This window comes from Streptomyces sp. DSM 120436 (genome assembly GCF_055778765.1).
In genome coordinates, this window is the sequence record NZ_JBSKBS010000001.1 from 4,883,591 (window position 1) to 4,910,526 (window position 26,936).

Below are 26,936 nucleotides of genomic sequence, written 5' to 3' on the forward strand. Positions count from 1 at the left end.
GCCACCATCGGGCGCTGCCTCCCGTACGTCACCGCCGCTACCCCCGGGCGGCCCGTCCGCGGTCCCGTACCTGACCGCGCCGACCGTGCCCGCGCTCTCCTCGGGCACGGCACACAACCGCCCGACCGTTCAGCGCGGATGGTGCAGGCCGCGCCAGTCCCGGGGCGTCATCCCGTAGGCCCGCTTGAACACCTTGCTGAAGTGGGCCGCGTCCACGAATCCCCACCGTCGGCCGATCGCGGCGATGGTCCGCGATCTGCCATGCGGCCCGGCGGGTTCGCGCCGGCATTCGGCGAGGCGCCGGGCGCGGGCGTGGTCGCCGAGGCTGATGCCGGAGCGGACGAGCACGGCGTACAGGTGTCGTACGGAGATGCCGTGCGCGGCGGCGATCCGTGCGGCCGACAGATCGCGGTCCGCGAGGTGCTCGCGGATGTACCGGGTGATGCGCAGGAAGTGGTGGTCCCCCCTCGTCGAAGAGCAGCGTGTCCGGGGCGATCGACTCGGAGACGGCGAACTCGCCCGCATGCAGCACGCATTCACGTCCCCGCCGCGCCACCAGACTGCTGCCGGAGACCTGGAGTCCGAGGAAGACGGCCGGTTCCTCGTCGTCCCTGCGGGCGAGGGGGCCGTGCGGTGGATGGTGATGGCGGTCGCCCGCGCCGAACAGAATCCGCATCGGCCCGACGGCGCCCAGCCCGACGCGTACGGACATCTCCTCGGCTGGGGCCCGTGGTCGATGTCGACCGCTACCACGGACTCCCACACCGCGTTGCGGACCACTTCCTCCCGCTCCCCGGGCGACACGAAGGCCGTGTCCAGCACAGAGCCCGCCGGGCCGCCCCCCGCCCCTCGCGACGCCCCGGCCGCCCCGGCACCAGCCCGGCCCGTGATCTCATCCGTCCGCCCCCGGCGCGTACGTCTCGCAGCACCGGCCCACCCGCATGGGTGCACAGGCGGCACCGGCCCGTGCACAACTGACAAAGCTTCCGGCATGAACGACACCGTTCGTCGACCGCGGTGATCTTGAGGTCCATGGCTGGACCAGTTGCTGAGACGACGTCACCGACCAGAAGGATTGCACCGTGTACGGCGACGGTACGGTGTCGGCCGTCCGCTGGCTCCAGGCCAACCGCCTCGGCGTCAGCGCCGACGACGTCTACGGACCGGACACCCGCGCGGCGATGCTCTGGCCGGACTACTGGCGCGACCCCTCCAACGGCAGCGTCGAGTTCGCGGCCTGCTACAACCCGCCGTTCTGACCACCCGGTCACGGCGCATCCCTGTGGGGACGCGGGGGTGGAGCGCGGGAGGCTCGTGCGACCACAACGGTCCCACGAGCCTCCCGGCGCTCACTCCCGGTGCCCGCGGTGGATCAGGGGAACGGTGCTGGAACGGCGTGCGTCAGTAGAAGCGGCGGACGAAGATGTCCGACGTGCCGTTGGTGTCGCCGGGCACGATGTCGTCGGCCTCGGAGTGGAAGACCACGTCGCGTCCGCCGACGCTGACTGCGCCGGGTCCGGCCGTGGCGGGCTTGTCCGTGACGGTCTCGTCGGTGCCCGTCCGCAGGTCCCGCAACGTGAGGGACGGCCCGGCGGGGTCGTTCGGCGCGTACAGGAGGTAGCGGCCGGTGGGGTCGACGGCCACGCCCCGCGCGTCGGGCACCTGCTGTGCGTCACCCGTCTCCAGATCGTGGACGTAGGTGGCGTCGCCCACGAGGTAGACGACCTTGGTGCCGTCCTCGCTGAGCTGGACGAGTGTCGCGTCCACGGACGGACCCTCGACCGGCCCGAAGGTGGTGCCGTCGCCCCGCCGCCACACGAAGACGTCGTGCGCCCGTCCGTCCTGGTAGGCGACGAGGCCGCCGTCACCGCTGATGGACGGCGCGGACGAGACGTAGTGGTCGAACTCGGCGATGGTCTCCACGGAGACGGGCCCTTCGACGCTGACACGCTGCCGGGGTACAACTCCCGACCCCGACCTGTTGTGGCCGGAGGCGGCGACGTACCGGCCGTCCCCGCTCAACGACGGCGGCGTCCTGCAGATGATCGCACAGCGGGTGAACGAGCTCCCTCCCGAGCGCATCTCGTAGATGCGAATGTGGACGAAGTCCATGAACGCTTCCGGCCAGGCGACGTACTCGCCGTCACCGCTGATCGCCGGGCGGCCGGCGGGACGGTGAGATGACACCTGCGTGATCTGTCCCGTCCGCTGGTCGCGGATGTACACGCGCTTGTCCGCACCGGTGCCGCCGGGCACGAGGTCCGTCGCCGATGACACGAAGACGACTCGGCGGCCGTCGGTCGTGACCGAGGCCTCGACCGAGTCGCCGTCGGCCTGGGCGCCACCGGGCGCGAGACTGATCCTCTCGACACCGGCTCCGCTTCCCCGGGCGACATCCGCCGCGCCCGTTGGCGGTCCGGCTGCGGCGGGCGTCGCCTGGGACAGGGCCGTGACCGCGCAGACAGCGACCGCCATGCTCCAGACGGCCCGCACCCGTCTGACGGTGGTTCCCCGGTTCGTACGGACGCTCATGTTCCCCCCGAGCAGTCGTCTCTGTCCTCGGCACCTCACCGAGGGCCAGCGGCATGCAACCGTGACGGCGTTGCGGGGTCAATGCGTCGATGCGCCATATGACGTGCTCGAAGGGGGTTATCCGGCCACTGGAGGCGAGGCCCTGCACGGGCGGCCTGTGTGTGAGGCCAGCCGGGCAGGGCTTGGACGGGTGTCACTATCAGTGCCGGTCGATGCTGGTGAAGCGCGCGGCGACCGTGGCCTCGATGGCCGCGGTGTCGGCGTCGTCCTGTGCTCAGGCTGCGTATCCGTCGGGGCGGACTAGGACGGTGGTGCGCCGGTCGCCTGCCCAGTGTTCGACGGCCGGTTGCGTGCCGGGCTCGTCGTCCGGGGCGGTGTGGTGGGGGAGTCGGGCGGTGGGCGGGGCGATGAGGACGAAGCGTCCGCCGCGGAGGGCTTCGTAGAGGCGGCGGCCGCCAGCGCGGGTGACATCGAGGATGCGGGTGCCGGTGAGCCGGTGGGCCCCGCGCGGGGCGGGGTAGCGGTAGCCGATGCCGGTGATCCGGGCGAGGGCCTTGGTGCGGTCGGGAGCGGCGGTGTTGACGAGGGCGGTGACAGCGGCGCGGAGGGCACGCAGGGCGGGATTGTGTGCGCGGGCGAGGCGGACGAGGCCGCGGCGGCTGCGCAGGGCGGCTTTGCCGACGGGACGGCGTTCGCTCTGGTAGGTGTCCAGGAGGCTGTCGGGGGCCTGCTCCCTGAGGACGGCGGCCAGTTTCCAGCTGAGGTTGGCGGCGTCCTGGAGGCCGGTGTTCATGCCCTGTCCGCCGGCGGGGGAGTGGATGTGGGCGGCGTCGCCGGCGAGGAAGACGCGGCCGACCCGGTACCGGGGGGCCTGGCGTTCGTCGCTGTGGAAGCGGGACAGCCAGCGGGCGTCGTGCATGCCGTAGTCGGTGCCCAGGGCGCGGCGGGTGACGTCCTTGACCTCGTCGAGGCCGAGGGGTGCGTCGTCGGGGACCTCGTTGCGGCGGTCCCAACCCATGACGCGGTACCAGCCGTCGCCGAAAGGGGCGATCATCGCGAAGACGTCGCCGGCGCCGTCGACGGTGAGGACACTGTCGGGCTTCTCGGCGAGCCGGAGGTCGGCGAGGAAGAGGGAGGTGATGACGGAGACGCCCGGGAAGGGCTGGCCGATGGCGCGACGCACGGCGCTGCGGTGGCCGTCGGCGCCGACCGCATAGGCCGCACGGAGGGTGGCCGCGGTGCCGTCGCTGTTGCGGACGTCGAGGTCGACACCGTCGGTGTCCTGACGCAGGGCGAGGAGTTCGGTCTCGTACTCAAACCGCACGCCCAGCCACCGGGCGCGCTGCTCCAGGAGGCGTTCGACCTCGTACTGGGGGTGATCAGCAGGAAGGGGAACCGGGAGGGCAGGGTGCTCAAGAGGGCTGACTTATTCGTGCTCCGCGACGTCGCCGACGATGCGGGATGGTGGCTCCTCGCCACCGTTGGCCGCGACCCCTGCCGACTTCGTGTGACACGAGTGAAGAGAAGTCGGTGCCATTCGGTGCACACCGTATGACATGTGGCTCCTGACCTGCATGGATGTGTGCATATCTGGGGCTGTAGTCCTGTCAGTAGGAGGCAGCGTTCACTTACCCGCTCGCCTGACTGAGGTCATGGAGTCCGCGCGGACGCTGTGGATGGTCTTCAGGGCCAAGTCGAATTCGACGCCATGGAAGTACTCGCCTATCGCCGAGGATCCCTCAAGCTCCTCCAGCGCGTTGAGGGACCTGAACTCCCAGTTGCGGGCGTTGGCTACGGGCCTCGATATCCAGGCCCGCACCATGACCGTGTGGTGAGCCATGCTGACCCGCTCCAGGGACTTGATGCGATCAGTGGCAGTTCTGCCAGATCCCGCGGTGTGCCCCCGTCGTGAGCTGGTGAGCCCGACCTTCAGATCTGGCCCAGGTCCTACGAAACCGAGAGCGTAAATCCGCTCGCCGGGCACATCTAGGGGCGCGCCTGCCGCCTCCAGTTCCGCCCAGGCCAGTTGGTTGGCCTGCCGTAAGTCGTCGGCAGTAACGTCCGGTACGGCGTGCGGCAGTTGTGCGTATGCCCGTATCACTCGCTGCCGCGCGGCAACGGCTTCTTCTCGATTCAGCATGCGGGGCAGTGTGCCGGACAGGACTGACAGTCACACGGATCACGGTGGAGCTCGGCCTCACAGTTCCGCACGGCCCACCAGCATGACCTGCTCGGTCTGCCCTGGTCGCTGCTGTGGGGGTGGCTCTGTCCACGAGAACGGACAGCAGTTGTTCAGCGCTTCGGGAGGCGCTCGGGCATCGTGACACTCGGGAATGTTCACGAGTTCCGACAGCAGCCGGACGTTGTCGGGGGCTGATCGAGTTCATCCGCAGCAGTCGCGGCCGGGACGGCAACCGCACCCGTCTGCCGAACCCTCAACAGACGGCACTCCCATAACAGGGGCTGCGCAGCATCCCTTGCCCTGCCAGGCATCACGCCCTTCCTTGAGGGCGACGGCGGCGATGACGAGTGCCGCGATGGGGTCGGCCCACGACCAACCGAGGGTGGCGTTGAGGACCAGGCCGACCAGGAGGACGGCGGACAGGTAGGTGCAGAGCAGGGTCTGCTTGGAATCGGCGACGGCGGAGGCGGAGCCAAGTTCGCGGCCCGCTCGGCGCTGGGCGGCCGAGAGGAACGGCATTACCGCGAGGGAGAGGGCGGCGAGGACGATGCCGAGGATGGAGCGTTCAGCCCCGCCGGTGCCGGCCAGCGCACGGATGGCATCGACGGTGACGTACGCGGCGAGCGCGAAGAACGAGACGGCGATGATCCGCAGAGTGCGCTGCTCACGGGCCTGGCGTACGGCGTGGTCGCGGGCGGAGAACTGCCAGGCGACCGCGGTGGCGGATGAGACCTCGATGACGGAGTCGAGGCCGAAGCCGATCAGGGCGGTGGAGGAGGCGAGGCTCCCGGCCGTGAGGGCGACGATCGCCTCGATGACGTTGTAGATGATGGTCACGGCCACGAGGAACCGTATCCGGCGGGTGAGGGCGTCGCGCCGGACGGAAGGGGGCCCGAGCGTTATGGAAATGTCGGCGGCCATCAACAGCAGCCCTTCTCGTCCGCGTCCGGGCAGGTTCGGTCGGCATCGACGGCGACCACGGCGGTGCGCAGGTCGTTGAGGGCATGGCCGAGGCGTTCGTCGGCCAGCTCGTAGCGGGTACGGCGACCGTCGGGCACGGTGACGACCAGACCGCAGTCACGCAGGCAGGCCAGGTGGTTGGACAGCCGGGTGCGGGAGATGCCGAGGGCGTCGGCGAGGTCCGCTGGGTAGGCGGGGGCATCGCGTAGGGCGAGCAAGATGCGGCAGCGGATCGGGTCTGCGAGCGCGCGGCCGAACCTGGCCAGCACCTCGATGTCGGGGGCAACAGTCAGCACGCCCACGACAGTACACGAAGTTCTGAATTCAGAAAATCATGGATTGAGTTGCAGTCTCGGCGAGTGCCGCGCCTGCGTGTCTCCCGTTCTCGTGAACATCGATCCGAGCTCCAAGCCGGCGCCTCCCAGAGACCTGAACAACTGCTGTCGGTTCTCGGGTTCTGGCTCAGGTTCTGTGGTCCGTGACTGTGGGTTACCGATTAGATCTCGAACAGGGCTTCCTCTTGTGGCGGGATCGGAGGGTCAAGGACGTCGCGGAGGCGGGCGATGTCCTGGCGCCACTTCGACCAGTTCGCGGCTTCGGCCCACAGCTCGGCGAGTTCAGACTGGTTGGAGACCACTTGATCCAAGGCGTCGACGGCGAGCATTCGAAGGTCTGCGGGCAACTCCGGTAGCGGCTCTGAAGGGCCATAGTTCGAACACGGCCGATCGCAGTCAGAATGCTGGGCAACGACCAGAGCCGCCGCCCCCACGGCTCGCTCGCCGTCGTAGATACCCAGGAAGTCCGCGGGCCCGGCGGCACGCTTGAGCACGCCCCGGATCATGGCTTCGCGCTCTTCTAGTGCTGCCTCGTCCAATTCATCGGCGAAGTCGGCGGCGGTGTCGTTATCGAAGGGGCCGATGTCCCAGGTGCCCATGTCTCTCCTCGCGCGGTCGTTTGGGGATCGTCGCACTGGCCACTGACGGTGCGCTCAGGAGGCAAGCAGCACCCGCTTGCGCAGGAGGTTGAAGCCAGCGCGTCCATACATCTGCCGTTTGATCATTTTGATGCGGTTGACATGGCCTTCGACTGCGCCCGAACTCCAGGGCAGGGTGAGACCGGCGATGACGGCATCGCGGTCGCGGTCGATGCCGGCGGCAAGGGTATGGAGACTGGGCAGATCGTCCTGCCGGACGGCGACGAGCCAGTCCGGAAGACGCTCGCCCTGGCGCTCGGTCAGCATGATGGCGAAGGCGCGGACGTGTCGGGTGAGCGCGTCAATCTCAGGGCAGTGGGTGCGCACGGTTTTGAGCAGCAGTTGTTCGGGCTCGGGAAGGGTTTCCGGTCGCCGGAGAATCCATCCGGCGACCGTTCGGGGTGAGGGCGGCCGGGCGACTACCGGTCGTGGGGAAGTGCGCTTTTTGTGCAGGTAGGCGCGGACGCGCTGGTAGCTGCCCTTGTAGCCGAGCGGCACGTTTTCTTCCCACAGCTTCCAGGCGTTGGTGCAGCCCTCGTTCCAACGGTCGTCCAGGTAGGGCTTGTACTCATCGAGGACCGAGGGCCGATTCTGCCACTGGCCGGTGAACAGCTCCTCCGGCGCCTTGGCCTCGGCGAGCTGCTTGACGGTCCGCCAGGTCATGCCGAGCTGCCGCTGGACCGAGCGACGACTGTGCCCGGCTTCCAACAGTGCGTGGACGTCGGCGTGCCGAGCCCTGGTGCGGTCGGCAAAACGATGACCGCTCGGCCATGGCGAGTCAGAAGCATCTTTCTCCCGCGCAGGCTCCGGATCGGGATCGGGGGCGGCCGTAACAAGGGCGCGGAGGCAGCGGCGGTGCTGAGCGACGGCCCGTTCGGCAGCCTCGCTCACGTTGTGCCAGAGGTGCCAGCGGTCCGCGACCTGGACCGCCTGTGGAGCGCCGACGGTGGCACCTTCGGCGAAGAACGGCGCCCGGTCACGGCAGATCACCTCAACGCCCGGCCGCGCGGCGAGCCAGGCCGCCAGGCTGGACGCCTCCCGGTCGGGCAGCAGGTCGATGGGGCGGCGGGTCTCGATGTCGATGAGGACGGTGCCGTAGTGGCGGCCCTTCCGAGTCGCGTACTCGTCAACGCCGACAACCCGTGGTGCGGCCACCTCGGGGTCGGGAAGCTCGTCCACCAGACGAAGCACCGTGCTGCGGCTGACGGAAACGCCGAGAACGCCGGCGAAGCGTGCCCCGGCCCGGCCCGCGAGCGCCAAGCCGACCGACGCCAGGGTCGAGCGCAACCGTTCGGTCCGCTGACTGTGCCGGCGCGTCAGTCCCGGTATTTGCTCGACGAAGGTACGGCGTGCGCAGTCCGAGTTTCCACAGGTGAACCGTCGGACCTTCAATTGAAGGACAACCCGCCGGCCTCCGCTGGGAACATCAGCAGGAAACCGCCGGTAAGAACCGTGAACCCGGTCCGACCAGGTGCCACAGACCGGGCACGCGGCGCCGTCGGCGGTGCATTGTGCGTCAACGCGCACTATCTCGATGTTCACGTCTACCGACAGCACCGCGACGGCTGCGATCGACGGGAACAGCAACTCCTTGAGCTGGAGCAGGACCTCTTCCACGGCCCTGAACATTCAGCCCAACGGTGTTCCCCAGAGATCATTTTCAGGCGACTTCACTCACAGCTCGAAGAGGCCCAGCAGTCACGGAGAGTGGCCGTGTCACAGAAGTTGAGCCAGAGCCGGTTCTCGTGAACAGAGCCACCTGCTGTGGGCAGAGCAGTACACCGACGATCTGTACTGCCTCGACACCAAGTTCGACCAGGGAGAGGGCGTTGCCGATGTGTGGAAGTCGTCGCTCTCCCGGGGCCGCCACTGACCCGCGCACCGCCGGATACCGGCCGGCAGGACGCGCAGCAGGAAGATGCCGCCCCGCGCGTTCGGGGCACGGCCAGAAAGTGGAGGAACGCAACATCTCGCACCGCAAGGTCCGCACCCGCGTCGAGCATGCCTTCGCCCGCATGAAGACGTTGGAGGATCTTCCGCGCCTGCCGTCTCAAGGACGACGACGTTCATCACACCATGCTCGGCATCGCCCTGCCTGCACAACCTCACGCTGGCCGGATGAGCGGGCAACGACGCTGGTCAACCAGCATGCAGTAGATCATTTACGGGACAACGCTCAGGGAGGAGAATTCCTTCACGGCCCGGCGCCCCCCTCGGGGTGACGGCTTTGTCAGTGCTGCGGGGCACGCAGCAGGGAGGCGGGCAGGTAGGCCGACCTGATAGCCAGCCGCCATTCGTGCGCGAGGGAGGCGAGCGCGGCCACGGCAGCGGTTCTGACAGGCAGCAGGGTTCGCGGCGCCACGGGGCCGGTGCCCGTGCCTGCACGGTGCTCCAAAAGCCTTTCGGCCAGGGCCTGCTCGAAGGCGGGCTGGTCATCGTCGAGCAGGACGCGCAGCAGCCGCTGGTCTGCGTCCAGGGCGCCGGCCGCGTCGAGTAGTTCAGCGGCGCGGGTCCGCGCTTCGAGGTCGGGCTTATCGAGTGGGACGGGTCCGGGATGGGCGCCGGGGTAACGTCCCTGCTCGATGGTCAGGTATGCGCACAGCGTGTCCATCTCGGCGAGGCCGGCCGGAGTGGAGACCGAATCCCGCGTCGAGTAGGGCACTCCGTCGCGGATGGCGGGAGCGTAGTCATTGTGCAGCAGTGGGCCGATGACCCGGCTGCGCTCCCATATGAGGCCGCTGATCACACACAGGGCGAAGGCCTTGACCCAGGTCTGGGCGGTGGTGGCCGGGGATGCCGGTTCCCGGTTCTCCTCATGGTGCAACTCTTCGCTGGTGAGCGTTTCGTTGACGAAGGGCAGAGGGACCTCCCAGTCGCCGTCCGGGAAGCAGCCCAAGCTCAGCTCTCCAAGGGCGCACTCCGCCGCGGTGAGCAGGACCTCCCGCGAGGTCGGCGTCTCCAGCGCGGGATCTTCAAGGGTGCGGGCACCGACGAGGTCGAGGAGGTCGCCACCCATCTCCCGTAGTCCCTGGCGCAGGGGGCGGCCGTCTCGACGCATGTCGAAACAGTGGTCGAAGGCTTGGTCGAATCCGCGCTGAAGGGTGCCGTCTATCTGCTCTTGGGCAACGTCGTGGCGTACCACGTCCTTGATCACCATGCCCGCCATTCTGCCAACGGGCACTGACAGGACCGTGCGGGTGACGATGCCGTCCGGCGCCGCTTCCGGTAGGGCATACGCGGCGGGTTCGGCGTGAAGGCTCCGCCGCCCTGCGCCGGCCGTGTCCCGCGCCCGCTGCGGTCCCTCCAGTTCGTCCTCGGTGAGATCGTCGACCCAGGCCTCCATCCGCCGGTGCTCGGCCTCGTCCTCGTCACGTGGCTGCCGGTCGTACCAGTCGAGTTCGTTTTCCTCTGTGATCCAGTGACGCACGGCCGCATCCTGCTCGCGTCGTGCCTCGGCCTCCTCGACCATCTCGCACGGGTGTCCCGCCCGCGGACGGGGCGGGGGCCCGGCCATGATCCGGGCCGCGCGACGGCCGACGAGCAGCAGCCCCACGGCGCCCGCGAGCAGGGTCAGCATCAGGGGGATCGGGCGCTGGAGGACGGCGCGGGCGGTCACCGCGGCGACCACGGTGATGATGACGGCCGCCTCACCCGCACCGATCCTGCCCGTGGTCGCCTCGCGCCCGTCGTCGGGGCCGCCGCTGCGGTACGGCCGCCCGAACAGTGCGGTAACAACTGTTACCATGCGGGTATGGCAAAGACACAACTGGGCGCACGCGTGGACGAGGACGTCGCGGAACTCGCGAAGAAGCGCGCCGCCGACCTGGGACTGAGCATCGGCGACTACCTCGCCCGGCTGGTGCAGGACGACGCCAGCGGCCTGCGCGCCCGTGCGGTCGACGCCGCCGCCCGATTCCTGGCCGAACACCAGACGATCTTCGATGAAGCCGAAGACACCCAGCACACGCCCCGGGGAGCACGCGCCGCCTGATGGACCTGCACATCGACGTCCCGTGGATCCTCCGGGTGGCAGAGGCCGCCGGGGTCAACGACCCGGCCCCCGACGACTACGGCGTCCCGGTCTCAGCGGTCGCCCGCCACCGGGCCGAACTGTTCGAGCAGCCCGTCTACGACAGCCCTTACGCCAAGGCCGCCGCCCTGGTGCACACCCTGGGCCGCTGCCGCTGGCTGGAGCGCTCCAACATGGCCGTCGCCGCCGCCACCGGCGTCATGTACCTCGAGGCCGCCGGGATCACCGTCAAACCCGCCCGTGAGGAGGCCATCGCCCTCAAGGACCTGCTCCTGGACCCCGCCTGCACCGCAGGGAAGATCGCCGCCCTGCTGCGGACCTGGCCCACCACCACCTGACGCCCGCAGGACCAGCACCGTCTCCCGGAACGCCGGGAGCGGTGCAGCCCGCGCGAAGTGGCTCCAGTCCTTGTACCGATGTGCCCGGCTGAGGGCCGGGACGCCCTCCGAAGCAACCGTGCAGTTCACCGTCCTGCCCGGCCATGGCAAGGGAATGCAGCGCCTTCAACGGCACGTGCATACTGCCGGCCATGACGTCTGCGCCCGCCATCCGCACCAACGCGCAGGCGGGTCCGTGCTGCCCTGCGGAGCTCAGAGAGAGGACGTGGTCCAGGACCGGGAACATGCCCCACTCGTCCATCCACGCCCGCCTTCGAGCTGGCCCTCCTCCGCCACAGGGCTTCAGGTTCTGGCACGGTCAGTGCCCGAGGTGAAGCCCCGGAACGACTGCGCCACCGCGCTGCCGGCTTCACGGAGCCGCGTGTAGGCGAGCTCGGCGTCCTTCTGCGCTCTGATCATCCCGCGAAGCGCCTTCGCTGCCTTCTCGTGGTACTGGGCGATCGGTCGACGGTGAAGAGGACGTCTTCGAGGGGGAAGCCGTCGGCGGGTGCGGAGCGCTCCTGGAACACGGTTTATCCCATGCATAGGAGTGGGCGGTCCACCACACCGTGCCGTCCGGGCCGGTATGGGCCTGGACTGAGGTTCCCCCGCTGTGCGGGAGGAGTACGGGCAGGCGGCCGTCGTCGACGACGAGGGCCGCATCCGGCTCGACGGGCAGATCCACGACACCCCGTCCGGAGCCGCCAACGCGGCCGGAGCGGGGACCAACGGCTGGACCTTCTGGCTGGCCGACCCCCTGAGGGACAGGTGACGCTGGCCGACCCGCGCGCCGCCTTGTCCGAAGAGGACTGAAACCTCACGTATACACGTTGACGGTGCCAACGTGTAGCCTGCGCGGTGTTCGACGCAGGCGTCGCCCTCTCCCCGAAGGTCACCCATGCCGCTGCCCGACCGTCTGTCCGGCGCGCCCGATTTCCGCATCAAGCTGCCGCAGGACGGTGCCGAGGCACGCGGGCATTTGCTGACCCAGTACGACGACGACGGGACGAACAAGTTCCTGTTGCGGAAGGGTTCCCTCGTGACCGCCGAGGAGTGGCCGGGACTCGGCCACCACGCACGCCGGTTCCGGGCGGAACTGCGGGCGAGCGGCGCGCTCGTGGACGCCCCGACCGGCCCCGGGGCGCGCTGGGCGGCGGCCCGGGACATCGAGTGCAACTCCTCCTCGGCCGCCGCCGCGTTGGTGTACGGCTACGACGCGTACACCGCTGACACCGTCGAGAACCGCATCCTGCGCGCCGCCGGCGAGCGGCTGCTGCGGCTGCCGGGCGTCCCCGGCCCCGTCCGCCGGCGCCTGGCCCACCAGCGGTCCGGCTCGCCGACACCCTGCCGCTGGTGCGGGGACAGGAAGTGCCGCACTGACAGCCGTCCCGCCTCGGCTCCCACCACCAGCCCGCGCTGCGGCTCGCCGAGGCCGCCGCGACGGAAGCCGGCGTCCTCCCGGCCTTCACGGCCGCCGAGGACGCCGGGCGGGCCCTGGCACGGGCCGCGAGGACGGATCTACCTGTTGATCCAGATGCCGAAGTCCCGCGTGGCCGTGTAGAAGTCCTGGAAGCCCAGGCGCGCCCCCGCACTACGGGTCACCGTGCCCTTGGCGATCGCGCCGCCGGCGGCCGAGGCGGTGTAGATCGGGCCGCCGCTGTCACCGCCGCGGGCCGCCTCCCGGCCGTCCATCTGCTCCGCCTCCACCAGGTCTTCGGAGTCGTTGTAGAAGAAGAGGACCTTCATGTTGCAGACCGGGCCGCCCGTGGCCCGTGCGCTGGTGACTCCGGACTGGCACAGGTACTCACCCGGGAAGACGTGGTCCCAGCCGTCGACCCGCACGCCCGCGTTGCTGTCGGGTCCCCCGGTGTACATGAAGTTGTCGGAGTTCGTGGGGATGAGCATCACGTCGTGGGCGTCACTGGACTTGGTGGAGGTGCCGATGTAGGTGCCCTGCGGGTTGGTGAACCGAGTGCCGCTCCGACCGCAGTGCTCAGCGGTGAGCAGGTAGGTCGCGCTTGCGTCACGCACACCGAACCCGGCCGTGCACCACGCCCCGCCGTTGAAGTTTATCTGTGCTCCGCCCGACCACGGCGCATTGTCGTTCACACGCGAGCGTTCCTGGAGAGGCTCCTCGCTGATCGTCTTCACGGACACGCCGGCGATCCGGTCGACCGTGCTGTGGTCCTGCGCGACGGAGGCGGTGCGTGCTGCGCGGGTGGTGTCCTGTGCCAGGACCAGTCCGCTGCCGTCAGTGGGGATCTTGACGCTGTGACCGAGCGAGGGGTCCTTCTCCAGCCGGGCTTGTAACAGCTCGGAGGCGTCCTTGAGTTCGGCCAGCGAGTGGTCCGCGGCGACGATGTGCACGGGGGCGGTTCTGCGGGCCCGCTCCGCGGCCCGCTGTACGGGCTCGGGCAGGTCGCCCTTCCACCACAGGGTGACGTGGTCTTCCTGAAGGCCGATGCCCGTGTAGCCCTCGTAGTGGCCCCGCTCCTGGGCCTTGGCGAGGATGCTCGCAGCGGCGACGAGGGGTCGCTGCTCGTTCATCTTCCGCAGGTTGTCGGCGCCGACAGCCTGTGAGATCGGGACGCTCTTCTCGCTGTTACCGTCGCGCTGCTGCCCGGCGCTGGCGCCCGGGGCGAGGGTGCCGACGAGCGCCATCGCCGCGGCCAGGGCCGAACCCGCAGCCCACAGGCTGGTTCTGCCGTATCGCATGAGTATGCCTTTCCTCTTGGCGTAGCAGTCTGTGATCAGACGGCACAGACATCCTCATGGGCCCCGATTTACATTCGATCTACAAATGATTAATACCAACCAGATACTCGGGGGTCGGAAGTGAAACACGGAGTCGCACGTGCAGCCGGGTGCGGTGCCGGGAGAGCCACCTTCTCGACGGACTCCGTGAGGACGTACCGCTCGGCGTCCACGCACGGCTGGACGCCGACCGGACCGTCGAACCGAGTGCCGTACCGGCTCCGGTGCGACCGGCAGGGAGCCCGGCTCCACCGCAGCGTGCTCTCCACCGCCGTCGGCCGGAAGACGGCCGGACCCCACGCCCGTCATGCCGACTTCCTGCGCACCTGAAGGACGGACTGCCGCACTCGGGCCGCGACACCCCAAGAGGGCGCCCCCGCCGGCACCTTCACCCAGCCGCTGTCGTCCACGCGGCGCCCGGCTCGCCCGGCTTCTCGCGGTCTCCGGCTGTAGTGGAGATCGCGGCAGCCGATGACGAAACCGCGCCCGCGGTCCAGGAGTTGCCCGCCGCTCCGTGCGATCGCACCGGCGGACCGTACGAGCCTGGAGCCCGGCGAGCCCGGTGTACGGCCGCGCTGCTTCCTGGACTTGCGCCACGCTCGTGGCGCCGGGGGTGGCTGGCCAGACTCCACTGACCAGCCATGGTCGGATTCATGGTCGGGGTTGGCGGCAGCCGTCGGTGAGCCGCTCTATTGATCAGAAACTCATGGGGTTCCCGTCCAGGATGTAGCGGACGTGTAGGCCGCCGAAGTAGCCGCGGACGATGTGCGGCTGACGCTGGCGTCTGCGGAAGAAGCGGCGGATCTCGGCGGCGAGTTCGGCCTGGTCGCGAGCCCGGTGCTGCTTGGGCAGGCTGTGCTTGAGGTCGGCGTTGACCAGCTCGTCGGGGTTGAGTTCGGGCGAGTACGGCGGCAGGAAGTGCAGCTCGACGTCGTCGGGGTGGGCGGCGAGCCAGGCGCGAACCTTCTTGGAGCGGTGGGCGGAGTGCCCGTCGACCATGAGGTGGACCTTGTGGTCGAAGTGGCTGGCGAGCCGGTCCAGGAAGCGGCACATCACCTCGGCGGTGAAGTGCTCGGTGAAGACCATGAAGTGCATCCGGCCCTTGGTACTGATCGCAGACATCGCGTTGACCGAGAACCGGTTCCCGCTCCGCCGCACCACAGGTGTCTTCCCTTTCTCGCCCCATGTGCGGCCGGTGACCTGGTCGGAGCGGATGCCGACTTGGTCGGCGAACAGAATCTCGCCGCCGTCCTTCTTCGCCTTCGCGCGGATCTTCGGCCACGTCTCCTGCTGCCAGCGCACCACGGCCTCGGGGCCCTGCCCGACGGCCCGCTTGTCGGGGCGTTGGAAGGACAGTCCCCATCGCTTGAGGTACTTGCCCACTCCCGGTTCAGCCAGCCGCACCCGGTACAGCTTCGCGACGAGGTCTCGCCCACCAGCCGCCGTGTCCACAACTGGCCGGAAAGTCCGAGGTCACAGGGCCGGTGATCGAGGACCGCCTGCCGCACGGCGGACTGCTCGGCCTCCCCGGGCACCTGATGCACCCCGACCGGCTTGCCCCGCGGCCGCATGACCAGCGCCTCCCGCCCGCCGGCCAGCCACTTCGCCCACCACCCGTCGACCGCCTTCAGTGACACCCAGAAGACCGCCGCCACATCCTCACGCTCCCGCCCCGCCACCAACGCGGCCACCGCCCGCAGACGCAGGGCCTCCTGCGCCGACGGCGACAGATGCCGCGCGTCCCCCACCAGATCGCTCACACCCACCCAACGACCCAAAACCCAAACCGTTTCGGATCAATAGCACACCGGCGACCGAAGGGGCCTTGTTGGTGCCGTATCCTGCCACGCTCGACGTCCCGCACGAGCTCGTCGAACATGTTGCCTGGCTGCTGTACGAACACCGCCGGGCCCGCAACACACGCCGGCGCAAACTCGGCTGCTTCCATCAGGCGTTGCTCACGCTGGTCCATCTACGTAAGGACGAGACGTTCTCGCAGCTCGGAGCAGGTTTCGGAATATCCCAGACCACTGCCTGGCGATATGTGGACGAGGCTCTGGACGTGCTGGTCTCCTGGGTGCCCGGCCTCCACGAAGCCCTCACCGGTCTCGGTGATGGCGACCACGTCATCGTTGACGGCACCCTGATTCCCACCGACCGGATCCGCGCGGACGAGCCGTACTACTCGATGAAGCACCGCAAGCACGGCATGAACGTGCAGGTCATCGCTCGTCCCGACGGCACACCACTCTGGTTCTCCCGCGCGACGTCGGGCAGAACCCATGACCTGACCGCAGCCCGTGCCCACGGCATCGTCCAGGCCTGTGTCACGAGGCAGATCCTCGTCCTCGCGGACCGCGCCTACCAGGGCGCCGGCGCCACCTTCCGCATCCCCTGCTACCACCACAGCGACCACCCCGAGCACTACCAGCAGTTCGAGCGCGACCACGCCCGACTGAGAGCTCCCGGCGAACGCGCCTTCGCGCAGGTGAAATCCTGGCGGCTGCTCCGACGAGCCAGATGCTCCACACGCCGCATCGGCACCATCGTCCAAGCCGTTCACAGACTGCTGATCTGCAACTGTTCAGGATGAAAAAGGTTCAGTGATCGTGTTCTGGACACTCGTGCGGGTGGCTGCTCCCCGGCGCGGTGCGGAGGCGTGCCGTCGAGCAGGCGTGGAGCCGACCGCGCGGTGGAGCCGTGACGCACCGGTGTCCTGCCCCACCCCCGTGCGTGGTCACCGCGAGCCTTCCGGTGCCGCGTGGGTCCGCGACCTGATCCGTGGCGCCGGCAGGATCGCCACCGGCGACGGCCTCGCGGGGCGCGGCCCTCGCCGTCGGCCGGGGCGTGTTCCGGAGGGTCCCCCCTTGGCAGCGTGGTGCGGCCGACGAGCGAACGGGACCTTGTGTCGCCTTCCGTTCATCTCGCCAGGGTTTGGACGCAACCAGGTGTCATCCAGAGTTGGTTGAGTGAGTCGTGAGCCGACGGAGCGGCCGTCCGGCCCGGTGCCGTGCACGGATGACCGGCCGACGGCACCGGCGAGCACCGACGACATCGCACCGTCCGCCCCCACCTTCGACAAGGAGCAGTGCTCATGCCGCATCAGCATGAACCCCGGGCCGGTGAGACGACGCCTTCCCTGGCCGTCCGCCGCGCGGTCGCCGTACCCGTACCGGGTGAGGATCCCGGCGCGGACCTGAGACCGCGCACGCCGGAGTCCGCCCCTGCTCCCGACTCCGCCGCCGATCCGGACGCCTCGGTGTCGACGGTGTCGTCCTCCGAGCCCGCTCCCGGGCGGCGCACCCGATGGGGCTTCCGGTCCACCACCGAGGAACCGGCGGCAGCCGAGCAGGAGGAGGAACGGCAGGAGAAGGATCGGCAGCCGGAGGAACAGCGGCGGCAGGCGGCGGAGCCCGGCGGAGCGGGAGCCGGGGTGGTGGCCGGTGCGGTCGCGGCCGGGAACGGTGACGGCGGGAAGGCGGACGCGGACGCCGACGGGACGGGGCCGGGACGTCTGCGCGGGCCCATGGTGGCCGCGGCCGCCATCGCCGGGGCGGTGCTGATCTGCGTACCGCTGCTGGTACTCGGCCTGAACCGTGAGGACGAGCGCACGGTCGAGACGGCTCCCGCCGGCGGAACGACGCTTGACCCCGGTACGTCCGACGGCATCCCGGCCGTCGACTACCAGGCCACGTCCCCGTCACCCTCGGCGTCGCCGAGCGGATCCGAGTCCGCGTCCGGCTCACCGGCCGAGTCCGATTCCGGGGCTGAGCCCGAGTCCGATTCCGGGGCCGAGTCCGAGCCCAAGTCCGAGTCCAAGTCCAAGTCCAAGTCCAAGCCTGCGCCGCCCCGTTCGGCCGAGGTGAAGAGGGCCGAGGCATCGGTGAGGAGCGCGGCGACCGCCGTCCAGCGACTGGCCGCGGAAGATCCGGGCGGACGGCACATCTGCTACCGGGTCCATGTGGCGGGCCGGGGCTGGAGCGATGCGGTGTGCGACGGCGGGACAGCAGGCACGGCGGGCTCGGGGGCACCGATCACGGCCGTCAACATCGCCGTGTCCGGAACCAGGGGCACGTCCGGCGGCGCCTTCGTCCACGACCCCGCGTCGACCAACGGCGAGGGACACTTCCCCGAGCCGTGGTCGAACGCCGTCGACGGCATCGACAACTACGTCGGCAGTACCGAGAAGGACGCCCCGCACATGCTGGGGTTCACCATCAACGTCGACGGTGGCGCCGGCGCCGTCTGCCAGTCCTCCTACGTCCACGACGACGCCTGGCTCGGCCTGGCGTGCGACGAGCCCGGGACCGGGTACGACTTCACCTACGCCGGCACCCACGACAACGAGTCGTGGATCGAGGCGGTCCGGCTCACGGTGTGATCTGGGCCGTCCGCGGAGGGCTCGGCAAAGGGCTGGCGGACGCGTGCCGTTCGGCCCGTTGACACGGGAGCGCGGCAACGGGGCATTCGGGACAGTGAACCTGTGCCGCTTGGAAAGTCATCGCTGCTGGTCAAGCCGTATATCGGTACTCGTTGATCGCTCCGTCGAGGGTGCGGGTGCGGGTGCGGGTGCGTAGGAGTTTGCCGGGATGGCCGTGCTGGCGTTCGACGGCGGGTTCCTCGCTCACGTCGGGCGGGAGTTGGTTCCGGGCCTGGTGAGGCCGGTGCCCGTTGTAGTGGTTTTGGTGCCGGCCGAGGACGTGACGCGCATGGGCCTCGTTCGCGATCAGCACGTGGTCCAGGCTTTCCGGCGGATCGTGCCGGTCACGCGCTCGCAGTGGGCGTTCATTCGCGGCGCCCGGGGCGCGCTGAGCAGCACGTCCACGTCCTGTGACGGGAAGACGGCGTCGAAGGCCTCGGTGTACTTGGTGTCGCGGTCGCGCAGCATGAAACGCGGGGACTCCATGGGTGTGCCGGAGTCAGCGGCGAGGTTGCGTGCCTGCTGCACCGCTCACTGGCCGGTCGGGTGGGCGGTGACGCCGGTCAGGTGCAGGCGCCGGGTGCCGTGCTCGAGGAACGTCGGCACATACAGGCGCTTGCCCAGGACGGTGTCGGGGTGGAAGAGGTCCGCGGCCATCATCCCCTCGGCCTGGGCAGTGAGGAACGTGCGCCGGCCGGGGCCGGAGCGGCGTGGGGCCGGGCCGATGCCCGCAGCGTTGAGGATCTGCCAGACGGTGGACGGTGGGATCGGGTGCCCCAGCCGGGCCGGCTCGTCCTGAATCCGGCGATGGCCCCACTTCGGACTCTCCTCGGCCAGGCGCAGGACGGGCTTCTTCAGCGCGGCCGGAGGGCGGGGGCGGCCGGTGCGGCCACGGCGCTTGGAACAGTCCCACTTCTTCGCGATCAGCCTGCGGTGCCAGGCCGGCACGGTGCCGGGCTGGACCGGGAAGACCTGCGCCCAGCGACGGCGCGGTATCAGCGATGACAGGGCAGCAAACCAGAACCGGCCGGCCGGCTCGCAGCGCACCGGTCCTGCGAGTTGACGGCGCAGGACCGTGTTCTCGTGCCGCAGCACGAACAGTTCAGCTTCCTTCGTGGTGTCGCGGCGCAGCAGTATGCCGGGGACGGCCAGCAGCTTCCGGGTCACCCTGTACAGCAGCGAGACGATCACCATGACAGCATCCCAACTGCTACCGACGCTTCAGGACATGGGTACGCACCTGCAGCGATGACTTTCCGAGCGGTACAGGATCTGGGGCCGGGATTACTACCTGTCCTGTTGTGACCGACTGAAAATCAGGTAGAGCAAGGGCGCAGCGATGATGGCGAAGGCAATGAGTGCTGTTGTCCGTGAGAAACCCATCAGTCCGATGGTCAGTCCTGCTACCCCAAAGGCGATGATCACTACCAGTAACAAGATCAGTGAGCTCTTTCAGAGTGGCCGCTGATCGGGTGACTGGTCGGTGTCCCGCAACGCACGAGGCTCCTGTGCCGTTGAGAGAGGTGTTCGGCGTCTCAACTCATGAGCGCAGGGGCCTCGTTGGTTCCCTGTCCTGCCTCACTCGACCTGCCTCACGCCCTGGTCGAGTGGGTCACCAGGCGGTGTCCCTTGATGTGGTGTAGCGGATCAACGTGAGGTTGTGCGCCGGGGGCGTGTGGTCAGGCGACTTTCGCTCTCTGCCCGGCAGGTGGGCCACCGTGCAAATCTCCTTGGTGAACGCCCAGTTCATCGAGGAGGTGCACGGTGGCCCTGTCCCAGTCTGACCTACTTCGCCTGCTGGAGTCACTGCGTTCGGCAGACGGTCTTGAACTCGTCCGTTCCGTCGCCGAGCGGATGCTGCAGGAACTGATCGAGGCCGAAGCGACATCGAGGATCGGTGCGGAGTGGAACGAGCGCACCGACACCCGCACCGCGCTGCGCAACGGGCATAGGGAGAAGACGCTGACCACGCAGGCCGGCGACCTGGACCTGGCCATACCCAAGCTGCGTTCGGGCAGCTTCTTCCCCAGTCTCCTCGAGCGGCGCCGGCGCATCGACCAGGCCCTGTTCGCCGTCATCATGGAGGCATACGTCCACGGCGTGTCCACCCGCAGCGTCGACGACCTGGTCAAAGCGCTCGGCGCGGACAGCGGGATCTCCAAGAGCGAGGTCTCCCGGATCTGCGGTGACCTCGACACCCAGCTCGCCGCCTTCCGCGACCGGCCCTTGGACCACACCCGCTTCCCCTACATCTACCTGGACGCCACCTACTGCAAGGCCCGCGTCGCCCACCAGATCGTCTCCCGGGCCGTGGTCATCGCCACCGGGATCACCGAGGACGGCGGCCGTGAGGTCCTCGGCGTGATGGTCGGCGACAGCGAGAGCGAGGTGTTCTGGACGAAGTTCCTGCGTCACCTGCGCGAACGCGGCCTGGGAGGGGTCCGGCTCGTTCTCGGCGACCACCACGCGGGCCTGGTCAACGCGATCCGCAAGGTCATGATCGGCGCCGCCTATCAGCGCTGCCGCGTCCACTTCCTGCGCAACGTCTTCAGCGTCATCCCGAGGGGCGCCGCGGAGATGGTCGCCGCGACCATCCGCACCATCTTCGCCCAGCCCGATCAGGAAGCCGTCCGTCACCAGCTCGACACCGTCGCCGACATGCTCGGCGAGCAGTTCCCGCAGGTCAAGGAGATGCTCCTGGAGGCCAAGGACGATCTCGCCGCTTTCGCGGCCTTCCCGGAACGGCACTGGAAGAAGATCCAGTCAACCAACCCGCTCGAGCGGGTCAACCGTGAGATCAAACGCCGGATCGACGTCGTCCAGGTCTTCCCGAACGACGACGCCCTCCTACGGCTGGTCACCGCCGTGCTCTTCGAGATGCACGACGAATGGATCGCCTTCCCCCGCCGCTACCTACCCGAAGGCAGCATGGACAAGGTCTATCCCACCGAGCCCGGCGAAAGCGCCCCCGCACTCCTCAACACCACCAACGCAACCGACGACTGATCGCCTACACCACCAGAAGGGACATGACCGGTCACGATGCTCATCGTCACCCGTGAGGGTGGCCGCTGCTGCAAGCTCCCGCCTCACCAGCGTGCTCTCGTCGCCCTGATCTACCTCCGCCGACACGACCCGCTCACGCAGATCGCTGCCGGCTTCGGCATATCTGTCGGCACCGCCCACGCCTACGTCACCGCCGTCGTCGACCACCTCGCCCGCCGGGTGCCCGGACTGCTGCGGGTCCTGCGGGAAGCCGATCCCGATCACGTCCTGCTCGACGGAACGCTCGCCGAGTGCGACGGGGTCGGCGACAGCCGGGCCGACTTCTCCCACAAGCACCGCCGCCACGGCGTGAACGTGCAGGTCATCACCGGTCCTGCGGGCGACCTGCTGTGGATCTCGCCCGCCCTGCCGGGCCGTACCCACGACCTGACCGCAGCACGCACCCACCGCATCATCCGGATCTGCGAACGCCAAGGCGTGCCCGATCGTCGCCGACTGCGCCTACATCGGCGCCGGCCCATGGGTGACCACACCGATCAGACGACTTCCGCACCAGGACCTCAACCCGACCCAGCGGACGATCAACCGGGCCCTGGCAGCGGCACGAGCACCCGTCGGACGAAGCGTCGCGCGACTGAAGTCCTGGCGCATCTTCCGCAGAGCCCGCTGCAGTCCGAACCGCCTGACGTCAATCGTCAAAGCAGTCCTCACCCTGGAGAGGCAACGCTGAAGAAGCTCACTGACTCCGAAGGCCGGCTGCTGTGGATCTCGCCAGCCCTGCCGGGCCGAACTCACGACCTGACCACAGCCCGCACCCACCGCATCATCCGGACCTGCGAACGCCAGGGCATCCCGATCGTCGCCGACCGCGCCTACATCGGCGCCGGCTCCTGGGTCACCACCGCCATCCGACGCCCGCCCAAGGGCGAACTCACGCCAACCGAACGGACGCTGAACCGCGCACTCGCCCACGCCCGCGCTCCCGTCGAACGAGGCGTCGCCCGGCTGAAGTCCTGGCGGATCTTCCGCCGAAGCCGCTGCAGCCCGAACCGCATGACGGTCATCGCCAAAGCAGTCCTCACCCTGGAGAGGCAACGCTGAGAACGCTCACTGTCCGGCCGGATCACCCTGCGCCCCGGCCCGGGCACCACCAGCGAGACCGGTCTCGCCCGCGACCTTCTCGCCGCTCTGGGCAGACCGTCCCTGCTCCCCGGCCGCTTCCCCGGCGGTCGTCAGCCTGTCTGGGAAGCCGCCACCGCCTGGATCACTGCCCTTCCCGTCACTCGGCTGAGCGTGCTGCGCGCGCACCGTCTCACCGCCCGCCGTGCGATGCGCCTCCTGCAATTGCGCACACTCACCGGGATCCACCTGACCCTGGTCTGTCACCGCCCCCGCCTGCCCGCCGCCCTGCACCAGGCCCTGCAGACGGCCGACCACACCATCACCACCGACTTCCAGGCCGCCCGCCGCCACTACTACGGCACGCCTGCCGCCGAACCCCTGCCTGCAGACCAACCGGCCCGGCCGGCCAGCCGATGGCTCACCCTGCCCGCTCTGGACCGCCTCGTTTCCTACGACAGCCCTACTCCCTGCGCCGCCCCGTGCACGCCGCCGCCGATCGCCTGGCGACACCGGTCACAGCCCGCATCTCTCACCGCGCACACTGCCCGGGAAGTTGCCCGCCGCCTGGCCGACTCGACCGCTCACCCCCGCCTGGCCGCAGCCCTGGCAGCCGCGCTCTTCACTGGCGCCTCCTTCCAGCAGCTCGCCACCGCACGCCTTCGCGACTACGACGAGGCCGCGGCCACGCTTGCCCTGCACGACCGCGCCCGCTACACCGACGGCTGCGCCGCCTACCCCGTACCCGGCTGGGCGCGGGTCTTCCTTCGGGCCGCGGCCTGCTTCGCCCGCCTCGTACCCGGCGACGATCAGGCACTGCTCGCCGCGCCCGGGGACCGTACGCATCTGCTGCGCCTGGCGGAGACGGCGAGGCTACGCCCGCCGCAGCCTCCCGCCGCCAGGCGGACCGACCGGGCCGGCCGCGTCGAGTGGGACTGGCACGAACAGCAGGAAGCCAAGAAGTACGACGCAATGCTGGGCGTGTGCGAGAAGCCCTCTCGGGGCTGAACGCCCTCGACGGCGGGATCGGCCGCCTGCCTCGCGAATTCCCGGCGGCGAGGACGTCATCCGATTGAGAAGTCGGCGAACTCCACGTCAGTGAAGGCGATATGCAGGCCATGACCGCGTCGCCCCCGTCGCGGAAGTAGGCATGCCCGAGCGCACGCGGGCGAGGATCACCAGTTGCTGCTGCTCGCCCGCGCCGACGTCCCGGGCGGCGAACAGCTCCCGGGCGACCTCTCCCGGCAGGTACTGGGTGATCCACCGCACCCGCGGATCGTCCGAGGATCCTGCCGCAGCAGCGAACCCGAACCGTGCCCGGGTGTGGAAGACGAAGCCCTCCGCTTCGGCCCGGGCACGCCGGCGGGCCCGTATTCGGGGCTGCCACCGAGCCCGGACCGCTTCCTTGATCGCCTGGACCTTCAGCGGGCCTGGCGGGCGCCGTGCTCCGGGCTTCCTTGTCACCCACCGCTGCATGGTGCGCTGTGACACTCCCAGCACGGCGGCTACCCTCCGGGTGGAACCCTGGTGCGTCGCCAGCAGAAACCGCAGACGGGCCTCGGTGCTTGAGGAAACGGGCCGGGTGCGCAACGCGCGCTCCAGCCCTTGCTCGATCTGTCCCACGTCCGCCTCCCCAAGCGGCCGGCCGACAGGGCCAGCACCCCGCAGCCCGTAGCGTCAGTTCTCCCACGCTGTGCACCCTTGACCGCCGGTTCCGGCATTTCCAGGACAGCACCGGCCGACGTCGGCTACGAGAGTCCGGGGAGCGCCGATGACAGGGCGGCTACGCCCACTCCACCCCCAGCGCTGCGAGGGCGGCGAGCTGTTCCTGCGTGAGTTTGTCGCGCCTCGACTTCGTGTTGGAGACCCATACGCCGAGCCGGACCGCGGCGGCGCACCGCGCGCACATCTCTGCGATCTGCCACAGCCTTCCGGCACGGTCCGCGGACACCGTCAGGACCACAGGGCCGCCGCGCCGCCCCCCGTTACTGCATTCCCGGCAGCACCCCCGGCCTCGCCACGACGCAGGCGAACTGCCCGCGCAGGCCCGCCGTGCGTGTGTCAGGCGTGCCCGGCGTGCTCACTCACGTGTACGCCACCCACTGCGCCCAGGCGCCTGTCTGGGTCCCCTTGACCTGGATGACGGCGATGTCGACCGGGATGCTCTCGGGCAGGTTGCCGGTGGCCCAGGGCGAACAGTACGGGGAATTGTGCCCGCGGGTGGAGGCGATCCGGTCCACGTACCCGTCCCGGTCGTAGTCGAGCCAGGTCTCGATGCCCCAGCCGTCCGCCGAGGTGTCGCACGCCTTGATCGCGTCGCCTGGAGTGGAACCGGACGGGTCGTCGCTCCACTGGCCGTAGCCGCCGCTGATGGGCAGGTTGTACACCGACTGAATGCTGACACCGCCCTGCGGTGCCGCGCTCTTCTGGGCACCGCTGCCCGGCATCATGAGCCGGCCGGCGGGCGAAGCCGCGCCGCTGCTGGACGCGGACGCCGGGCCGGCGGCGAGCAGCCCCGCGGAAGCCAGGGCGAGCACGGCCAGCCCCACGGTGCCTCGCCTGACAAACCGTCCACGCTTGTTCTGCCTTGCTCCTCCGTCGCTCACGATGGTTCCTCCCCCGTTGGAATCAGGTGACCGCAGGCAAGCTTTTGTGAGGAATGATCCGTTCAGGAGTCAAGAACCGGTCAAGCTGTGCGTATTGCCGCCGATGCCAGCCAGCCGCGACGGGCTGCCGTGCGGCTCCTTGGGCCCCACTGATCGCACCGGCCGACGTCGGCTACGAGAGCCCGGGGAGCGCCGATGACAGGGCGGCTACGCCCACTCCACCCCCAGCGCTGCGAGGGCGTCGAGCTGTTCCTGGGTGAGTTTGTCGCGCCTCGACTTCGTGTTGGAGACCCATACGCCCAGTTTCACGACCACCGGTTCCGTCTCGCCGTCGACCGTGATCTGCTCACTGTGGCCCCTTGGCACCGGCCGGTCGGCGCCTTCCCGTTCAACCCACTGCGCGAGGGCCTTCAGGCCGCGCTGGAACGCCTGCTGCGCCTTGCTCGGGCCCTTCGTCGCACGCCCGGCTGCCGGGGCCCCAGGTGGCGCCTGGGCGGGCTTGACGCCCAGGCGGGACAGCCGTTCCTGCTGCTCGGCGGACAGATGCGCCCAGGTGCTCGCCTCTCGCATTCGCACGAGCCATTTGCCAAGATCGTCACCCTCGAAGAGCACGCCCGGCTGGATATCGGGCAGACTGCCGTCGGCGTCGACCAGGTCGGCGAGGATGCGGTAGTGGCGTTGCCAGTTGAGTGGCCAGGGGCAGTTCCAGTCCGGGTCGATCGTGGCCAGCTTGCTTTGCGCGCTCTGCTGCCCGCTCCTGGTTCTTCCCGAGGCCGCCCTTCCTGCGGAGGTTGGCCATGTGTTGGCCGACTGGCACCATCGCCTCGCCCTCGCCCCAGACGGCGTCCTGGCGGGGGGCGAGGTGCCCGGTGGCCCGCCGGTAGGACCGCAGCGCGGCGAGTTTGGTCTCCCACGCCTCTTCGCCGGGCTCCCAGACCATCCCGGCCTCGGGCGCGTCCAGGAACTCCTTGCGCCGCGGCTCCAGCTCCCCGGCCCGCAGTGCCTTCCTCTGCTGGTGCACCCACCGCCCGAGGGGGAAGTCCTTGGTGACGCCGACCCGGACCTCAACGTCGTAGGGGACGGCGTAGAGGCCGGTGATCTCGTTCTCCCTGCGCCAGCGCAGCAGGGCCTGGTAGCCCTCGAGCCATACCAGGGACTCCGGCCGGTACACCCGGGTGCGCAGGAACGCGGCGATGGTGGCGGCGTCCCGGGGAGAGGAGAAGTGGAGCAGCGCGGACTCGGCGGCGCCGCCGAGTCCGCGCTGCTCCTGGTCCCCGCCGTCACCCTCACCGCCGGCTCCGATGATCCGCCCTTCCTCGTCGCGCCGGAGGTGGACCTTGCGCTGTCCGTGGGTGAGGGCGCGGGAGGCGAGCTGCTCGACCAGGCGCTCATCGTGGGAGCGCAGGCCCTGGAGCACGGCCACGAGGGGGCGGAACGAGGCACTGGCGATCATGTCGGTGGGGTCCTCGCCGGGCTCCAGGAAGACCGGCACGATGATCCGCGCGACCTTCGTGGTGCCGTCACGGTTGGGCCGGAGCGCGCGGCCGATGTTCTGTACGATCTCGACCTGGGAGCTGCGGGTGTCGGCGAAGCAGATGGCTTCCACGCCCCGTTCGCCGGTGATGTCGACGCCTTCCCCGAGGACGCGGCAGCTTGCCAGGAACGCCCGGTGCACCCGGCGGCCCGTGGCATCGATCCCGTTGGCGAATTGCCGGATCACTTCGCGGCGTTCGGTGACGAGGTGGTCGCCGCACAGCCATGCCGACCAGACGCGGTCCGGGGGTACGTGGCGGCCGGCCTCCAGCTCGTAGAACTCCGCGGCGATCGACGACGCGGGGAGCCGGTCCGCCTTCGCCAGGTCGTCGTCGGAGGCGTCGCCTGCGTACAGCTCGGCGGCCGTCTCGGGCAGCTTCTCCGCGAACGCTGCCGCCTCCTCCACTTTCTGATGGAACGTCATCACCGTGCGCAGGTTCCACC

The 26,936-nt window shown here is 69.5% G+C and carries 22 protein-coding genes and 8 pseudogenes; 13 read left to right on the top strand and 17 right to left on the bottom strand.

The features are described from left to right. Window positions 1–129 precede the first annotated feature (129 nt). Window positions 130–819, bottom strand: a pseudogene (locus ACWH4W_RS21605) (helix-turn-helix domain-containing protein). A gap of 263 nt (window positions 820–1,082) precedes the next feature. Here ACWH4W_RS21605 and ACWH4W_RS21610 point away from each other — a divergent pair. Then, the gene (locus tag ACWH4W_RS21610; RefSeq protein WP_473077355.1) at window positions 1,083–1,259 is read left to right on the top strand and encodes a peptidoglycan-binding domain-containing protein; all 177 of its coding nucleotides are present in this window, start codon (window positions 1,083–1,085) and stop codon (window positions 1,257–1,259) included. A 142-nt stretch (window positions 1,260–1,401) separates the two neighbouring features. Here ACWH4W_RS21610 and ACWH4W_RS21615 read toward each other — a convergent pair whose 3' ends face one another. The 7 genes and pseudogenes from ACWH4W_RS21615 to ACWH4W_RS21645 form a co-directional block, all read right to left on the bottom strand. Then, window positions 1,402–2,475: a TolB-like translocation protein gene (locus ACWH4W_RS21615; protein ID WP_473077356.1), complete on the bottom strand. Its 1,074-nt coding sequence runs from the start codon at window positions 2,473–2,475 to the stop codon at window positions 1,402–1,404. A gap of 331 nt (window positions 2,476–2,806) precedes the next feature. Then, a pseudogene (locus ACWH4W_RS21620) lies at window positions 2,807–3,948 on the bottom strand (FAD-dependent monooxygenase); the annotation flags it as partial. Window positions 3,949–4,156: 208 nt separating this feature from the next. Continuing rightward, window positions 4,157–4,672 (bottom strand): hypothetical protein, encoded by a 516-nt coding sequence (locus ACWH4W_RS21625; RefSeq protein WP_473077357.1) that lies wholly within the window; start codon window positions 4,670–4,672, stop codon window positions 4,157–4,159. A 243-nt stretch (window positions 4,673–4,915) separates the two neighbouring features. Continuing rightward, a complete protein-coding gene (locus ACWH4W_RS21630; protein ID WP_473077358.1) occupies window positions 4,916–5,635 on the bottom strand; it encodes a cation efflux transmembrane domain-containing protein in 720 nt (239 codons plus the stop codon). Further along, complete coding sequence (locus ACWH4W_RS21635; RefSeq protein ID WP_473077359.1) at window positions 5,635–5,970, bottom strand: ArsR/SmtB family transcription factor; 336 nt, start codon at window positions 5,968–5,970, stop codon at window positions 5,635–5,637. Before ACWH4W_RS21635 ends, ACWH4W_RS21630 begins: the two co-directional genes overlap by 1 nt. A gap of 200 nt (window positions 5,971–6,170) precedes the next feature. Continuing rightward, window positions 6,171–6,608 (bottom strand): DUF4259 domain-containing protein, encoded by a 438-nt coding sequence (locus ACWH4W_RS21640; RefSeq protein ID WP_473077360.1) that lies wholly within the window; start codon window positions 6,606–6,608, stop codon window positions 6,171–6,173. A gap of 54 nt (window positions 6,609–6,662) precedes the next feature. Further along, window positions 6,663–8,264 (bottom strand): ISL3 family transposase, encoded by a 1,602-nt coding sequence (locus tag ACWH4W_RS21645; protein ID WP_473077361.1) that lies wholly within the window; start codon window positions 8,262–8,264, stop codon window positions 6,663–6,665. A gap of 338 nt (window positions 8,265–8,602) precedes the next feature. Here ACWH4W_RS21645 and ACWH4W_RS21650 point away from each other — a divergent pair. Next, window positions 8,603–8,769, top strand: a pseudogene (locus ACWH4W_RS21650) (transposase); the annotation flags it as partial. Window positions 8,770–8,877: 108 nt separating this feature from the next. Here ACWH4W_RS21650 and ACWH4W_RS21655 read toward each other — a convergent pair. Beyond that, a complete protein-coding gene (locus tag ACWH4W_RS21655; protein WP_473077362.1) occupies window positions 8,878–10,392 on the bottom strand; it encodes an Imm49 family immunity protein in 1,515 nt (504 codons plus the stop codon). A 6-nt stretch (window positions 10,393–10,398) separates the two neighbouring features. Here ACWH4W_RS21655 and ACWH4W_RS21660 point away from each other — a divergent pair, with 6 nt between their 5' ends. The 4 genes from ACWH4W_RS21660 to ACWH4W_RS21675 all read left to right on the top strand — a co-directional run bounded on the left by ACWH4W_RS21660 (window position 10,399) and on the right by ACWH4W_RS21675 (window position 12,615). Further along, complete coding sequence (locus ACWH4W_RS21660) at window positions 10,399–10,638, top strand: hypothetical protein (protein ID WP_473077363.1); 240 nt, start codon at window positions 10,399–10,401, stop codon at window positions 10,636–10,638. Further along, a complete protein-coding gene (locus ACWH4W_RS21665) occupies window positions 10,638–11,015 on the top strand; it encodes a fic family toxin-antitoxin system, toxin component (protein ID WP_473077364.1) in 378 nt (125 codons plus the stop codon). Before ACWH4W_RS21660 ends, ACWH4W_RS21665 begins: the two co-directional genes overlap by 1 nt. A 652-nt stretch (window positions 11,016–11,667) precedes the next feature. After that, window positions 11,668–11,826 carry a hypothetical protein gene (locus ACWH4W_RS21670; RefSeq protein ID WP_473077365.1) on the top strand — a complete coding sequence of 53 codons (159 nt, stop codon included), beginning with the start codon at window positions 11,668–11,670 and terminating at the stop codon, window positions 11,824–11,826. A gap of 126 nt (window positions 11,827–11,952) precedes the next feature. Beyond that, window positions 11,953–12,615 (top strand): DUF4357 domain-containing protein, encoded by a 663-nt coding sequence (locus ACWH4W_RS21675; RefSeq protein ID WP_473077366.1) that lies wholly within the window; start codon window positions 11,953–11,955, stop codon window positions 12,613–12,615. Here ACWH4W_RS21675 and ACWH4W_RS21680 read toward each other — a convergent pair. Beyond that, window positions 12,573–13,769 carry a trypsin-like serine protease gene (locus ACWH4W_RS21680; protein WP_473077367.1) on the bottom strand — a complete coding sequence of 399 codons (1,197 nt, stop codon included), beginning with the start codon at window positions 13,767–13,769 and terminating at the stop codon, window positions 12,573–12,575. The genes ACWH4W_RS21675 and ACWH4W_RS21680 overlap by 43 nt on opposite strands. Window positions 13,770–14,279: 510 nt before the next feature. Between ACWH4W_RS21680 and ACWH4W_RS21685 the strand changes: the two genes are divergently transcribed. Further along, window positions 14,280–14,504: a DUF6207 family protein gene (locus ACWH4W_RS21685; RefSeq protein ID WP_473077368.1), complete on the top strand. Its 225-nt coding sequence runs from the start codon at window positions 14,280–14,282 to the stop codon at window positions 14,502–14,504. On the opposite strand, the gene ACWH4W_RS21690 is transcribed toward ACWH4W_RS21685, so the two are convergent. Next, a complete protein-coding gene (locus tag ACWH4W_RS21690) occupies window positions 14,505–15,212 on the bottom strand; it encodes an IS630 family transposase (RefSeq protein ID WP_473077369.1) in 708 nt (235 codons plus the stop codon). It lies immediately after the preceding gene. Between the two features lie 209 nt (window positions 15,213–15,421). After that, window positions 15,422–15,574: pseudogene (locus ACWH4W_RS21695) on the bottom strand (IS630 family transposase); the annotation flags it as partial. 29 nt (window positions 15,575–15,603) lie between these two features. Between ACWH4W_RS21695 and ACWH4W_RS21700 the strand changes: the two are divergent. After that, a complete protein-coding gene (locus ACWH4W_RS21700; protein ID WP_473077562.1) occupies window positions 15,604–16,401 on the top strand; it encodes a transposase family protein in 798 nt (265 codons plus the stop codon). A 501-nt stretch (window positions 16,402–16,902) separates the two neighbouring features. Then, the gene (locus ACWH4W_RS21705) at window positions 16,903–18,189 is read left to right on the top strand and encodes a hypothetical protein (RefSeq protein WP_473077370.1); all 1,287 of its coding nucleotides are present in this window, start codon (window positions 16,903–16,905) and stop codon (window positions 18,187–18,189) included. Window positions 18,190–18,319: 130 nt separating this feature from the next. Here the strand turns inward: ACWH4W_RS21705 and ACWH4W_RS21710 are convergent. After that, a pseudogene (locus tag ACWH4W_RS21710) lies at window positions 18,320–19,422 on the bottom strand (integrase core domain-containing protein). Between the two features lie 570 nt (window positions 19,423–19,992). Between ACWH4W_RS21710 and ACWH4W_RS21715 the strand changes: the two are divergent. The 4 genes and pseudogenes from ACWH4W_RS21715 (at window position 19,993) to ACWH4W_RS21730 (ending at window position 23,361) form a co-directional block, all read left to right on the top strand. Then, on the top strand, window positions 19,993–21,234 hold the full coding sequence (locus ACWH4W_RS21715) for an IS256 family transposase (protein ID WP_473077371.1): 1,242 nt from the start codon (window positions 19,993–19,995) through the stop codon (window positions 21,232–21,234). 36 nt (window positions 21,235–21,270) lie between these two features. After that, a pseudogene (locus ACWH4W_RS21720) lies at window positions 21,271–21,964 on the top strand (transposase). A 5-nt stretch (window positions 21,965–21,969) separates the two neighbouring features. Further along, a pseudogene (locus tag ACWH4W_RS21725) lies at window positions 21,970–22,335 on the top strand (transposase family protein); the annotation flags it as partial. Window positions 22,336–22,527: 192 nt separating this feature from the next. Then, window positions 22,528–23,361 carry a hypothetical protein gene (locus tag ACWH4W_RS21730; RefSeq protein ID WP_473077372.1) on the top strand — a complete coding sequence of 278 codons (834 nt, stop codon included), beginning with the start codon at window positions 22,528–22,530 and terminating at the stop codon, window positions 23,359–23,361. An 87-nt stretch (window positions 23,362–23,448) separates the two neighbouring features. Here the strand turns inward: ACWH4W_RS21730 and tpg are convergent, their stop codons facing one another. The 4 genes and pseudogenes from tpg to ACWH4W_RS21750 all read right to left on the bottom strand — a co-directional run. After that, the gene (gene tpg, locus ACWH4W_RS21735; protein ID WP_473077373.1) at window positions 23,449–23,976 is read right to left on the bottom strand and encodes a telomere-protecting terminal protein Tpg; all 528 of its coding nucleotides are present in this window, start codon (window positions 23,974–23,976) and stop codon (window positions 23,449–23,451) included. 160 nt (window positions 23,977–24,136) lie between these two features. After that, window positions 24,137–24,304 (bottom strand): helicase associated domain-containing protein, encoded by a 168-nt coding sequence (locus ACWH4W_RS21740; RefSeq protein ID WP_473077567.1) that lies wholly within the window; start codon window positions 24,302–24,304, stop codon window positions 24,137–24,139. Between the two features lie 133 nt (window positions 24,305–24,437). Beyond that, window positions 24,438–24,902, bottom strand: coding sequence for a hypothetical protein (locus ACWH4W_RS21745; protein WP_473077374.1), 465 nt, complete (start codon window positions 24,900–24,902; stop codon window positions 24,438–24,440). 264 nt (window positions 24,903–25,166) lie between these two features. Next, window positions 25,167–26,936 (bottom strand): annotated as a pseudogene (locus ACWH4W_RS21750) (helicase associated domain-containing protein); the annotation flags it as partial.

Coding starts and splice junctions, on each gene's coding strand:
- ACWH4W_RS21615 (WP_473077356.1), bottom strand. CDS start 2,475: ATGGCGGTCGCTGTCTGCGCGGTCACGGCCCTGTCCCAGGCGACGCCC.
- ACWH4W_RS21625 (WP_473077357.1), bottom strand. CDS start 4,672: ATGCTGAATCGAGAAGAAGCCGTTGCCGCGCGGCAGCGAGTGATACGG.
- ACWH4W_RS21630 (WP_473077358.1), bottom strand. CDS start 5,635: ATGGCCGCCGACATTTCCATAACGCTCGGGCCCCCTTCCGTCCGGCGC.
- ACWH4W_RS21640 (WP_473077360.1), bottom strand. CDS start 6,608: ATGGGCACCTGGGACATCGGCCCCTTCGATAACGACACCGCCGCCGAC.
- ACWH4W_RS21655 (WP_473077362.1), bottom strand. CDS start 10,392: ATGGTAACAGTTGTTACCGCACTGTTCGGGCGGCCGTACCGCAGCGGC.
- ACWH4W_RS21660 (WP_473077363.1), top strand. CDS start 10,399: ATGGCAAAGACACAACTGGGCGCACGCGTGGACGAGGACGTCGCGGAA.
- ACWH4W_RS21665 (WP_473077364.1), top strand. CDS start 10,638: ATGGACCTGCACATCGACGTCCCGTGGATCCTCCGGGTGGCAGAGGCC.
- ACWH4W_RS21675 (WP_473077366.1), top strand. CDS start 11,953: ATGCCGCTGCCCGACCGTCTGTCCGGCGCGCCCGATTTCCGCATCAAG.
- ACWH4W_RS21680 (WP_473077367.1), bottom strand. CDS start 13,769: ATGCGATACGGCAGAACCAGCCTGTGGGCTGCGGGTTCGGCCCTGGCC.
- ACWH4W_RS21685 (WP_473077368.1), top strand. CDS start 14,280: ATGACGAAACCGCGCCCGCGGTCCAGGAGTTGCCCGCCGCTCCGTGCG.
- ACWH4W_RS21705 (WP_473077370.1), top strand. CDS start 16,903: ATGCCGCATCAGCATGAACCCCGGGCCGGTGAGACGACGCCTTCCCTG.